We start from the raw sequence: 11,475 nt of genomic DNA, 5'->3' as shown, positions 1-11,475 counted from the left end.
GCGATCACCCGTCCCGGAGGCGCGGGTTGAGGATTTCCTCGAGGGATCTCGTCATCATCACCAATCCGAGCAGCAGCAGGACGATCGCGACGACGGGGGCGAGGATCCAGGCCAGGCTCGCGTCGTTGAACACGGCGCCCGCGATCCACGCGCGGTTGAGCATGATCCCCCAGTTCGATCCGGTCAGCGGGGCCAGGCCGAGCAGGTAGAGGCCGACCAGCTGGTAGATCGCGTTCGTCACGCCGATCATGAAGTTCATCAGGATGAAGCTGGCCATGTTCGGCAGGATCTCGACGAACACCACCCGGGCCGTGCCGAGGTCGAGCAGCCGGGCCGCCTCGACGAACTCGCGTTCCTTCAGCGACAGGACCTGCGCCCGCACCGCCCGGGTCAGCACCGGCCAGGACAGCCCGCCGACCAGCAGCGCGAGCAGGATCGGCGAGTCGAGCCTGAACATCGCCCCCAGGACCGCGAGCAGGACGATCTGCGGGATCGTCAGGACGACGTCGGCCGCGGTCACGACGGCCGAGTCGACCCAGCCGCCGAGGTAGGCGGCCAGCGAACCGAGGACGATCGCCAGGGCGGTCGAGATCGCCGCGGCGAAGAACCCGACGAAGATGACGGTCCGGCCGCCGCCGATCATCTGGATCAGCACGTCCTTGCCCTCGTTGTCGGTCCCGAGCAGGTGCCCGGGCGACCCCGACGGCAGCAGGATCTCCTTCACGTTGGGCGTCACTTCCGGCGTGAAGAACGGCCCGATCGCGGTGACCAGCACCAGGAACGCCACGATCGCGAACCCGATGAAGCCGGCCGGACTGCGCCGGAGCGAACGAAGGATTCCGCTGAAGCGGGAGACGCTCGTCGTACCGATTGCGGTGACGTCTCCGGCGGTCACGACGTCGGCCATGGCGTCACCCCTTCGCCTTCGAGCCGACCCGGACCCGCGGATCCAGCCGGCTGTAGAGCACGTCGGCGAGCAGGTTGGCGACCACGACCGAGATCGTGACGACCAGGAAGATCCCTTGCAGGACGGGGTAGTCGCGGGCCGAGACCGCGTTGTAGAGGCTGTACCCGATGCCCTGGTAGCCGAAGATCCGCTCCACGAAGATCGAGCCGCCGACGACGAAGCCGAGGGACACCGCGAGCGCGCTGAACAACGGCAGTACGGCGTTGCGCCCGACGTACCCGGTCCGGATCCGGGAGTCGGTCAGGCCACGCGCCCGGGCGACGGTCACGTAGTCCTCGCCGAGCGTCTCCACGGTCGACGACTTCATCACCAGCGCCCAGGACCCGACCGTGGTCAGTGTGTAGGCGAGGATCGGCAGCATCGCGTGGTAGAAGATGTCGTTCAGGAAGCTCAGGCTGAACGACGGCTCCACGCCGGGTGTGTAGGAGCCGCGCGCCTGGGTCAGGTTGAACACCTGCAGCTTCACCCCGAGGAACACCACGATCAGGATCGCGAGGATGTAGTTCGGGATCGCGTGCAGCAGGGACCCGAGTGAGCTGAGCGTGTGGTCGATCCAGCTCTCCCGGCGGTAGGCCATGATCATCCCGGCCACGATGCCGATGACGAAGCTGACGATCGTGGCGACGCCGACCGAGAACAGCGTCCAGGGCAGGTAGCTCTTGATGATCTCGGCAACGGTCGTGCCCGGCGACAGCAGCGAGTTCCCGAAGTCGCCGTGCAGCAGGTTGACCATGTACGTGAAGTACTGCTGGATCAGCGGTTCGTCGGGGTCGAGCGAGAACAGGTTGCGCGCCTGCGCGGCGGCGTCCTGGTACGACATGCCGGTCTGCGCGATCGTGGTCTGGATGTAGGTGTCGACCGGGTTGCCCGGGAGCAGCCGGACCAGGAAGAACGTGCCGGTCGTGACGATGAAGACGGTCAGCACCGCCTTCGCGATCCGCCGGACCAGCCAGGACTGGACGAATCGCTTCGGGGCCGAGGGTCTGGCCTCCTGGGCCGCCCGTTCGACGGGCTTCTCCGCAGGTGTGTCTACCGCACCGCCCACAGCTCACCTCCAGCGACTACCGACGAAAAGGCCCCCGGTTTCACGCTTTACTAAGGTTCCATGCCTTACACGGTGCTGCGCGCAGTGACGATAGTCTGCGCATTCACAGACACCGAGTCAACGGATCATGACAACGTTGCCCACAGTGAGCAATCCGGCGGTCACCGCACGCCAAAGTCGCCCGTCACCCATTGCGCTGGGTGACGGGCGACTTCGAGACGGGCAGCGGGGTGCCCGGTGCTCAGCGGGTGGCGCGGTTGATGGCGGAGACGACCGCCTTCAGGGAGGCGGTGAGGATGTTGGCGTCGCGGCCGACGCCCCAGTAGACCTCGTCGCCGACCTCGCACTCGACGTACGCCGCGGCCAGCGCGTCACCGCCGGCCGAGAGCGCGTGCTCGTGGTAGTCCAGCACCCGGACGTCGTACTTCAGCGGCTTGATCGCGTCCACGAACGCCGACACCGGGCCGTTGCCCTCGCCGACCAGCTCGTGCGGCACGCCGTTCGAGTACACCTGCACGCGGAGCTGGTCGCCCTGGCCCTCAGCGGACGACGAGTTGACCGTCAGCAGCGACAGCTTGCCCGGCGTCAGGTACTCGGCCGCGAAGATGTCCCACATGTGCTGCGGGTTGACCTCGCCACCCTCGGAGTCGGTGTGCTGCTGGATCACCCGGCTGAACTCGATCTGCAGCCGGCGCGGCAGGTCGAGCCGGTGCTCCGACTTCATGATGTAGGCGACGCCGCCCTTGCCGGACTGCGAGTTGACCCGGATGACCGCCTCGTACGACCGGCCGACGTCCTTCGGGTCGATCGGCAGGTACGGCGCCTCCCAGGCGATCTCGGAGACCGGCTTGCCCTCGGCCGCGGCCTGCTTGTCGAGCGCCTCCAGGCCCTTCTTGATCGCGTCCTGGTGGGAGCCGGAGAAGGCGGTGTAGACCAGGTCGCCGGCGTACGGCTGCCGCTCCGGCACCCGCATCTGGGTGCAGTACTCGACCGTACGGCGGATCTCGTCGATGTCGGCGAAGTCGATCTGCGGGTCGATGCCCTGGCTGAACAGGTTCATCCCCAGCGTGACCAGGTCGACGTTGCCGGTCCGCTCGCCGTGGCCGAACAGGCAGCCCTCGACCCGGTCCGCGCCGGCCATCAGCGCCAGCTCGGTGGCGGCCACCGCGGTGCCGCGGTCGTTGTGCGGGTGCAGGCTGATCGTGCTGTGCTCGCGCCGGGTCAGGTTGCGGGCGAACCACTCGATCTGGTCGGCGTACACGTTCGGCGTCGACATCTCGACGGTGGCCGGCAGGTTCAGGATGATCTCCCGGCCCTCGCCCGGCTGCCACTGGTCGCTGACCGCCTCGCACACCTCGAGCGCGAACTCCAGCTCGGTCCCGGTGAAGATCTCCGGGCTGTACTGGTAGCCGAACTCGCAGTCGCTCAGCATGTCGTCGGCGTACTTCATCACTGTCTCGGTGCCGCGGACCGCGATGTTCAGGCACTCGGCCTTGTCCACGTTGAACACGACCCGGCGGAACAGCGGCGCGGTCGCGTTGTAGAGGTGGATGGTCGCCTTCGGCGAGCCCTGCAGCGACTGCACGGTGCGCTCGATCAGCTCGTCGCGAGCCTGGGTCAGCACCGAGATCGTGACGTCGTCGGGGATGACGTCCTCTTCGATCAGGCTGCGGACGAAGTCGAAGTCGTACTGGCTGGCGCTCGGGAAACCGACCTCGATCTCCTTGTAGCCCATCTTCACCAGCAGGTCGAACATCCGCCGCTTGCGGGCCGGCGACATCGGCTCGACCAGGGCCTGGTTGCCGTCCCGCAGGTCGGTGGACAGCCAGCGCGGGGTCTTGTCGACGGACTTCGCCGGCCAGGTGCGGTCCGGCAGGTCGATCGGGGGAAACGCGCGGTAGCGCTGGATCGGCATCCCGGACGGCTGCTGGACGGGCTTGGGCTGGTTCTTCGGTGCCACGGGGTTCTCCTCGGGAGGTGCTGCGTTCTATCGATACGAGCTGGGGTCGTGAGGACGACCGGCGTACGTCAAGACTCCGCGGCGAGGGAACCGGCCTTGTCAGGCCTCGCCGCGGCAGCGAAGGAGGAGAAGCTGGTGCCGCATGATGCCAGTGAGTCTAAGCACAAACCCCCTGGCCCGTCGAACCAGGGGTCCGCCGGCCGAGACACGCAGAGTGACGGGGCCGGCCTGAAGATGTCCTGAAGAACCCGGCGGAGCGGCTGCGGAACCGGCGCCTGGCAGTGCAAGGATGGCCGGATGGCGGCCCGGGTGCTGGTGGTCGAGGACGCGGAACCGATCCGGACCGGCGTCGGGATCGCGCTGGCCGAGGCCGGTCACTCGGTCCGGACCCGGGCGGACGGCGACGGGTTCGAGCGGGAACTGGCGGAGTACCGGCCGGATCTCGTGCTGCTCGATGTGATGCTGCCCGGGCGGGACGGGTTCGAGTTGCTGACCGTCACTCGGGAGACGTCGAACGCCGGGGTGATCCTGCTGACCGCGCGTGACGGTGTCGAGGACCGGCTGCATGGTTTGCGGACCGGTGCTGACGACTACGTGGTGAAGCCGTTCGTGCTGGCCGAGTTGATCGCGCGTGTGGAGGCGCTGCTTCGGCGGATGGGCCGGCTCCGGACCGTGCTGGAGGTGGGTGACCTGGCGGTCGACGTCGAGGCGGGGTTGGTACGGCGCGGCGGGGAGGCGATCGAGCTGACGGCGACGGAGTACAAGCTGCTCGCGTTTCTTGCTGGCCGCAGCGGCAAGGTCGTTGGCAAGACGCAACTGCTGACTGCCGTCTGGGGCTACGACGACTACGCGGCCAACCTCGTCGAGGTCCACGTGAGCGCGCTCCGCCGGAAGCTCGAGGCGCACGGGCCGCGGTTGCTGCACACCGTCCGCGGCTCCGGCTACGTCCTGCGGCCTCCGTCGTGAGGCCGTTGCGTACGGCGTCGCTCCGTGTTCGGGTGACGTTGACGGCGATCGCCGTACTGCTGGTGGTGCTGCCGGTGACCGGGTTGACGGTCAAGGCGGTGTTCGACGCGCAGGCCGAGCGCAGTCTGGATTCGTTGCTGACCGGGCGGGCTCAGCTGGCGCAGCAGCTTGCGCGGCAGAACGTTGCCCCAGGCAACCTAGTACGGCGGATCGACGCCGACGGGGTCCGGGTCACGCTGATCCTGCGGTCGGGGCAGCAGCTCGGTGCGCCGCCGGTGGATCCGGGCGGGACGGTGCGCCAGGTGCGGGCGACGTTGCAGGCCGGGCAGCGGACTCGTGGTGCGACGTTGCTGCTGTCGGCGGACACCGCGTTGCTGGCGGATGCGAGCGCGCGGCTGCGCAATGTGTTGTTGGTGTCTGGTGCGGCTGCGATTCTGATCACAGCGCTCGCGCTGGTGATCGGCATGCGGTTCGCGCTCGCCCCGCTGGATGCGATGACCGGTCTCGCTCGGTCGATCGCGGCGGGCCGGCGCGGTGGCCGGTTGCAGCCGGAGCGCGCCGACACCGAGCTCGGGCGTACGGCGGCCGCCTTCGACGAGATGCTGGACGCGCTGGAGGGCGCGGAGCGGACTGCCCGCCGGTCGGAGGACCGGATGCGCGAGTTCGTCGCCGACGCCGCGCACGAGCTGCGAACCCCGGTCGCCGGTCTACAGACCGCGGCCGAAACCCTCATCCAGCTTGGCCCCGACGCGTCGGCTTCACGCCGCGAGGAGCTCGAACTCCTCCTCGTCCGCGAATCCCGCCGAGCCGGCACCCTGGTCGCCGACCTGCTCGAGCTCAGCCGAATCGACGCCGGCCTCCAACTGCACCTCGCCCAGGTCGACCTTCGTCACCTGGCCGACGCCCAAGCCTCCCGCCTCCGCCTGGTCGCCCCCGACCGCACCATCGATGTCGCCGGTTCCGCCACGGTGACCGCGGATCCCGAGCGGCTGGCACAAGTCCTGGCCAACCTCCTCAACAACGCTCGCCAGGCGGGCGCCCACTCAATCCAGATCGCAGTCGGTCCGACGCGCCTGTTGGTGGAAGACGACGGCCCGGGAGTCCCGGTGGAGGTGCGGGAGCGGATCTTCCACCGGTTGGTCCACGGTCCGCAGAGCAGCGGCGCAGGCTTGGGCCTGGCAATCGCCCGAGGCATCGTTCGCGCCCACGGCGGCGACCTGACCGTCACGGACCGAGCAGACGGCCACCGAGGCGCCGCGTTCCACCTGACCCTCCCGCACCACTCAAACCCGCAGTAGGCCGTCGATGGTGGTTTGGTGGTCGGCGAGGATTTGGCCGGGGTCGGCGCCCAGGACGTCTCGGAGCACGGTGGCGTAGACGTCGCGGAAGTCGGTCGAGGCTTTCAGGTCGCCGTTGGAGAGATCGGTGAGGCTTGGTTGGGCGCCGTAGAAGCCGCCGGTGACCTTGTCTCCGAGAACGAACACTGGGCCGGCCGTGCCGTGGTCGGTGCCGTCGCTGCCGTTGGCCTGGACTCGGCGGCCGAATTCGGAGTAGACGAGGACGACGGCGTTGCGGCCTCGGTCTGTCTTGTGCAGGCGGTGGGTGAAGGGGGTCAGGGCCTTGTCCAGCTCGGTGAGGAGGCGTTGCTGGGTGCCTCGTTCGTCGGCGTGGGTGTCGAAGCCGCCCAAGGAAGCCGAGTAGGCGCGGGTCGGTACGCCGGCCTCGATCAGGCCGGCGATCAGGTCGAGTTGGGCGCCTAGTTGGGACGTGCCGCCGGCGGACGCGCCTTGCGTCCGTTGCTCGTCTTCCTCGTCCTCCTGCTCGTGTCCGGTGCGGAGTGCCTGGCCCAGGACGCGCGTTGCGTTCTGCAGGTCCTGGACCGACTTCGCAGCCCGCGCTTGCCAGCGCCCCTCCCCCGGACTCGGCTCGCCCAGCGCGGCGTACGCCGTACCAAGCGCACCTTTGGGCAGAGCAAGCCCGCGCAACGGCAGCGACGCAGCAGCAGTCGTCTCACCCGCCAGCAGAGGCGGCAGCGTCGGCTCGACGGAGACGGCTCGGAGTGGGTCTGCGCCGGTCGCGTCCAGCCACCGCCCGAGCCAGCCGGACGGAACCGGCGACTTCGGCGCCGCGGTCTGCCAGATCGCCATCGACCGGAAGTGGCTGCGATCGGGTTCCGGGTACCCGACGCCGCGCACGATCGCGAGTCTCTTGTCGTCCCACAACCCCTTCAGCCCGGTCATTCCCGGGTTGAGCCCAAGACCATCGCCCAGCTCGAGCACCTCGTCCGGCTGGTACGCGAGGTCCGGCCGTGCCTTCTGGTACGCCGGATCGCCTGCAGGCACCACCGTGTTGAGTCCGTCGTTGCCGCCGTACAACGTGATGACCACCAACACGGACTGGTTGCTCGGCAACGGATCGTCGACCGCTGCGGCCATCAGGTCGGACCAGTTCACCTGGGTCGCCCCTGCGGCCAGCGCACCGGCAGCAGTGACACCGCTCAGGGTCAGAAACCGTCGTCTGGTCAGGTTGTCCATCAGTCCTCCTTAGCCGCTGACCACGTACTCGGGTGCGCAGGCGGCAACGGCCGTCAACTGCGCGGGATCCTTCACACCGGCCAGCGCCGCCTTCGTCCGGGCGGACCAACCGTCGACGCCGAGCAGCGTGGCCACCTTGTCGAGCGACAAGGCGGGCAGCTCAGCCTGCTTCACCAGATGCTGTGCGAGTTGCAGCCGCGTCAGGCCGGCCGACGTCGTCAACCAACTGGCACCGGACGGCCAGCCGCCAACACTCGGCGGCCGGAGGGGCAGTTGCCCCATCCCGCGAAGCCCGGCCAGCAGCTTCGTCTGGTCCTTCTCAGGCAGCTTCCCCGGCTGGACGCCCAGCGCCCGCATCAGGCCGACCGCCCACTCGACCGGCTGCTTCACCAACGCAGACTCCGAATCCCGGAACGCCGCCTCTGCGACCATTGCCGTCAGCAACGACCGCACGTCACGCGACGGACCGTACGCCTTCGCCAGCCGCGCGACCGTCGCCGCGTCCGGCGGAGTCGCCGACACCAGCCGGAACCACAGCCGCCCGATCACGAACCCCGCTGACGCGGGCTGACTCAAGGCGAGTACGGCGAACCCCTTGGCGTCGAAGTTGCCCGTCGTACCGAACAGAGTCTTGGAGCCGGCGTCGAAGCGCCGCCGCTGCAGTGTCGCCTTCGGCCTGAGCACCCAGCCGGTCAGGCAGCGCGCGCCCTCGGCGACGTCTTTCTCGGTGTAGTGGCCGATGCCGAGGGTGAACAGCTCGAGAAACTCGCGGGCCAGGTTCTCGTTCGGCGTGCCGCGGCGGTTCCGCTGCCCGTCGAGCCAGCGGATCATCGCGGTGTCGACGACCATCGCCTGGGCCAGGTCACCGAACCGGCCGAGGGCGTGCGTCCGCTGGGTCTGGTTCTGGGCCAGCATCCAGGCCGCGTTGCGGACCTTCTGGTTGCTGGTCGCGAAGTGCCCGTGCCAGAACCAGGTCAGTCGCTCACTCGCGGTCCGGCTCGCCACCATCCGGTCCAGCCACCAGACGGCCAGCTTCCGCTCCTGCCCGGCCCGCTGCCGCGCCGCCGCCTTCTTCTCGTCCTTGGACGCGTTCTTCGAGGCGGCCTTGGCCGGTGGCTCGAGCCCGGTCGGTGGCGCGAACGCGTTGGCGGCCGCATCGGGTCCCGGCCCCAGCAGCCGCCGCACGGTCTCGTCGTACCCGGCGCTCAGCTCACCGGGCGCCGGCCCGAACCCGAGCCGATCGTTCAGCCGCCGCACCGCGGCCCGCTCGCTGATCTCGCTCATCCCCCGATGGTTTCCGGCGGACCCCGCCCGGACCACCTTCCGCAGGCTTTCTTCAGCCAACCCACAGGTCGAGTTGCCTTCAAGCGTGCTTGAATTCTTAAGCTTCTCGTATGACGCGAAATCTCGCCGACCGGATCGGCACCCACGGCCTCGGTGTCCTGGTCACGCTGAAGCGCGACGGCCGGCCGCAGCTGTCGAACGTCACCTACGTGTTCGACGGCGAGCGGCTCCGGGTGTCGCTCACCGACGACCGCGCGAAGACGAAGAACCTGCGCCGCGACCCGCGCGCCAGCCTGTACGTCGACGGGCCCGGCGGCCGCTCGTACCTCGTCCTCGAAGGAAAGGCCGAGCTCAGCCCGGTCGCCGCAGACCCGTACGACGACGTGGTCGAGGAACTCGTCGACTACTACCGGACCGCGTCCGGCGAGCACCCGGACTGGGACGAGTACCGCCGGGCGATGGTCACCGACAAACGCTTGGTCTTGTCGATGACCATCGACCACGCCTACGGGATGCCTACCCCTTCCTGAGGTCGAAGCGGTCGAGGTCCATCACCTTGACCCAGGCGGCGACGAAGTCGGCCAGGAACTTGTCCTCCGCGTCCGCGCTCGCGTAGACCTCCGACAGCGACCGGAGCTGCGAGTTCGCGCCGAAGACCAGGTCGACCGGAGTCGCCGTCCACTTGGTTTCGCCGGTCGCGACATCGCGGACCTCGAAGACGTTCTCCTCCGACTCCGACGTCTTCCACTCCGCCCCGGGAGCGAGCAGGTTCCGGAAGAAGTCGTTGGTCAGCGCCCCCGGCCGGTCCGTGAAGAACCCGTGTTGCCCACGGCCGACCCCCATCGCCCGCAGCCCGCCCACCAGGACGGTCAGCTCCGGAGCGGTCAAGGTCAGCATGTACGCGCGGTCGAGCAGCAGCGTCTCCGGTGAGAGCTTCTCCCCGTCCCTGAGGTAGTTGCGGAAACCGTCCGCCCGCGGCTCGAGTACGGCGAACGAGTCGACGTCGGTCTGCTCCTGCGAAGCATCGGTCCGGCCCGGGTGGAACGGGACGGTGATGTCGTGGCCCGCGTTCCGCGCAGCCTGCTCCACCGCGGCGCCACCGGCGAGCACGATCAGGTCGGCCAGCGACACCGGCTTCCCGAACTCCTGCTGGATCTTCTCGAGCGCCTGCAGCACCTTCGCCAGCTCGGCCGGCTCGTTGACCTCCCAGCTGCGTTGCGGCTCGAGCCGGATCCGGGCGCCGTTCGCACCACCGCGCTTGTCGGTGCCACGGAAGCTGGCCGCGGCCGCCCAGGCGGTGGACACCAACTGCGTGACGGACAGACCGGAGGCCAGGATCTGCTCCTTGAGCGCGGCCACGTCCGCGTCGCCGATCAGCTCGTGGTCGACTGCCGGGACCGGGTCCTGCCAGAGCTGCGGCTCCGGGACCCACGGGCCGAGGAATCGCGAGACCGGGCCCATGTCGCGGTGCAGCAGCTTGTACCAGGCCTTGGCGAAGGCCAGCGCGAACTCGTCCGGGTTCTCGAAGAAGCGCCGGGAGATCGGTCCGTAGATCGGGTCGACGCGCAACGCCAGGTCGGTGGTCAGCATCGTCGGGCGGTGCTTGAGGTCCGGCACGTGCGCGTCGGGCACGTTCTCCTCGGCGTCCTTCGCGACCCACTGGTGGGCGCCGGCCGGGCTCTTCGTCAGCTCGTACTCGTAGCCGAAGAGGTTCTCGAAGAAGCCGTTCCCGAACTGGGTCGGCGTGCTCGTCCAGGTCACCTCGAGCCCGCTGGTGATGGTGTCCCTGCCCTTGCCGGTGCCGTAGCCGCTGTGCCAGCCGAGGCCCTGTGCCTCCAGCGGCGCGGCCTCGGGCTCGGGCCCGACCTGGTCGGCCGGACCGGCGCCGTGGGTCTTGCCGAACGAGTGTCCACCGGCGATCAGCGCGACGGTCTCCTCGTCGTTCATCGCCATCCGGCGGAACGTCTCGCGGATGTCGCGCGCCGCGGCGATCGGGTCCGGGTTGCCGTTGGGTCCTTCGGGGTTGACGTAGATCAGGCCCATCTGGACCGCACCGAGGGCGCCGTGCAGCTCACGGTCACCGCTGTAGCGCTCGTCGCCGAGCCACGTGTCCTCCGGACCCCAGTAGATCTCCTCGGGCTCCCAGATGTCCTCGCGGCCGAAGCCGAAACCGAACGTGCGGAAGCCCATGTCGTCCAGGGCCACGTTGCCGGCCAGCACGAGCAGGTCGGCCCAGGAGACCTTCCGGCCGTACTTCTGCTTCACCGGCCACAGCAGCCGGCGGGCCTTGTCGAGGTTCGCGTTGTCGGGCCAGCTGTTCAGCGGCGCGAACCGCTGGGAGCCGTCACCGCCCCCGCCGCGGCCGTCCTCGATCCGGTAGGTGCCGGCCGCGTGCCAGCTCATCCGGATGAACAGCGGACCGTAGTGGCCGAAGTCGGCCGGCCACCAGTCCTGCGACGTCCGCATCACCTGGACGATGTCGGCCTTCAGCGCGTCGACGTCGAGTTTCGCGAACTCCGCGGGGTAGTCGAAACCGTCCTCCATCGGGTTCGACTTGGTCGCGTGCGGATGCAGGATGGACAGATCCAGCTGGTTCGGCCACCAGTCCTGGTTCGTCCGCGGCCGGGTCGCCCGCGGAGTCGGGGCGTCGATGACCGGGTTCTCGCTCTCGCTGCCGTGGTGGGTTACACCGGACGTGTCGGACATGCTCAACCTTTCG

At 69.0% G+C, this 11,475-nt stretch carries 9 protein-coding genes; 3 read left to right on the top strand and 6 right to left on the bottom strand.

Going from position 1 to position 11,475, the window contains the following annotated elements:
• Nucleotides 1-4: 4 nt before the first annotated feature.
• The 3 genes from ACIBGM_RS36395 to leuA all read right to left on the bottom strand — a co-directional run bounded on the left by ACIBGM_RS36395 (nucleotide 5) and on the right by leuA (nucleotide 3,927).
• Complete coding sequence (locus ACIBGM_RS36395) at nucleotides 5-907, bottom strand: ABC transporter permease (protein WP_360531651.1); 903 nt, start codon at nucleotides 905-907, stop codon at nucleotides 5-7.
• Nucleotides 908-911: 4 nt separating this feature from the next.
• Nucleotides 912-2,012 (bottom strand): ABC transporter permease, encoded by a 1,101-nt coding sequence (locus tag ACIBGM_RS36390; protein WP_360531654.1) that lies wholly within the window; start codon nucleotides 2,010-2,012, stop codon nucleotides 912-914.
• A gap of 241 nt (nucleotides 2,013-2,253) precedes the next feature.
• Nucleotides 2,254-3,927, bottom strand: a complete 1,674-nt coding sequence (gene leuA / locus ACIBGM_RS36385) for a 2-isopropylmalate synthase (RefSeq protein WP_360537274.1) — start codon at nucleotides 3,925-3,927, stop codon at nucleotides 2,254-2,256.
• A gap of 342 nt (nucleotides 3,928-4,269) precedes the next feature.
• On the opposite strand from leuA, the gene ACIBGM_RS36380 reads away from it, so the two are divergent.
• A complete protein-coding gene (locus tag ACIBGM_RS36380; RefSeq protein ID WP_396388132.1) occupies nucleotides 4,270-4,938 on the top strand; it encodes a response regulator transcription factor in 669 nt (222 codons plus the stop codon).
• A 32-nt stretch (nucleotides 4,939-4,970) separates the two neighbouring features.
• Nucleotides 4,971-6,236: an ATP-binding protein gene (locus ACIBGM_RS36375; protein ID WP_396388131.1), complete on the top strand. Its 1,266-nt coding sequence runs from the start codon at nucleotides 4,971-4,973 to the stop codon at nucleotides 6,234-6,236.
• Here the strand turns inward: ACIBGM_RS36375 and ACIBGM_RS36370 are convergent.
• Both ACIBGM_RS36370 and ACIBGM_RS36365 read right to left on the bottom strand, forming a co-directional pair.
• Nucleotides 6,222-7,472 carry a DUF1501 domain-containing protein gene (locus tag ACIBGM_RS36370; protein ID WP_396388130.1) on the bottom strand — a complete coding sequence of 417 codons (1,251 nt, stop codon included), beginning with the start codon at nucleotides 7,470-7,472 and terminating at the stop codon, nucleotides 6,222-6,224. The two genes, ACIBGM_RS36375 and ACIBGM_RS36370, sit on opposite strands and share 15 nt — an antisense overlap.
• A gap of 9 nt (nucleotides 7,473-7,481) precedes the next feature.
• Entirely contained in the window at nucleotides 7,482-8,756 is a 1,275-nt protein-coding gene (locus tag ACIBGM_RS36365; RefSeq protein WP_396388129.1) for a DUF1800 family protein, read from the bottom strand.
• 110 nt (nucleotides 8,757-8,866) lie between these two features.
• On the opposite strand from ACIBGM_RS36365, the gene ACIBGM_RS36360 reads away from it, so the two are divergent.
• The gene (locus ACIBGM_RS36360; RefSeq protein ID WP_360537262.1) at nucleotides 8,867-9,286 is read left to right on the top strand and encodes a PPOX class F420-dependent oxidoreductase; all 420 of its coding nucleotides are present in this window, start codon (nucleotides 8,867-8,869) and stop codon (nucleotides 9,284-9,286) included.
• Here ACIBGM_RS36360 and katG read toward each other — a convergent pair.
• Complete coding sequence (katG, locus tag ACIBGM_RS36355; RefSeq protein ID WP_396388128.1) at nucleotides 9,273-11,462, bottom strand: catalase/peroxidase HPI; 2,190 nt, start codon at nucleotides 11,460-11,462, stop codon at nucleotides 9,273-9,275. The genes ACIBGM_RS36360 and katG overlap by 14 nt on opposite strands.
• Between the last annotated feature and the right edge of the window lie 13 nt (nucleotides 11,463-11,475).

Origin of the sequence: Kribbella sp. NPDC050470 (assembly GCF_044458365.1) — a bacterium.
Lineage (GTDB): Bacteria > Actinomycetota > Actinomycetes > Propionibacteriales > Kribbellaceae > Kribbella.
This window is presented reverse-complemented; position numbering and strand designations above follow the sequence as displayed.

What these genes read in the sequence shown, in the direction of transcription:
- ACIBGM_RS36395 (WP_360531651.1), bottom strand. Translation starts at nt 907, where the DNA reads ATGGCCGACGTCGTGACCGCCGGAGACGTCACCGCAATCGGTACGACG.
- ACIBGM_RS36370 (WP_396388130.1), bottom strand. Translation starts at nt 7,472, where the DNA reads ATGGACAACCTGACCAGACGACGGTTTCTGACCCTGAGCGGTGTCACT.
- leuA (WP_360537274.1), bottom strand. Translation starts at nt 3,927, where the DNA reads ATGCCGATCCAGCGCTACCGCGCGTTTCCCCCGATCGACCTGCCGGAC.
- ACIBGM_RS36360 (WP_360537262.1), top strand. Translation starts at nt 8,867, where the DNA reads ATGACGCGAAATCTCGCCGACCGGATCGGCACCCACGGCCTCGGTGTC.
- ACIBGM_RS36380 (WP_396388132.1), top strand. Translation starts at nt 4,270, where the DNA reads ATGGCGGCCCGGGTGCTGGTGGTCGAGGACGCGGAACCGATCCGGACC.
- ACIBGM_RS36365 (WP_396388129.1), bottom strand. Translation starts at nt 8,756, where the DNA reads ATGAGCGAGATCAGCGAGCGGGCCGCGGTGCGGCGGCTGAACGATCGG.
- katG (WP_396388128.1), bottom strand. Translation starts at nt 11,462, where the DNA reads ATGTCCGACACGTCCGGTGTAACCCACCACGGCAGCGAGAGCGAGAAC.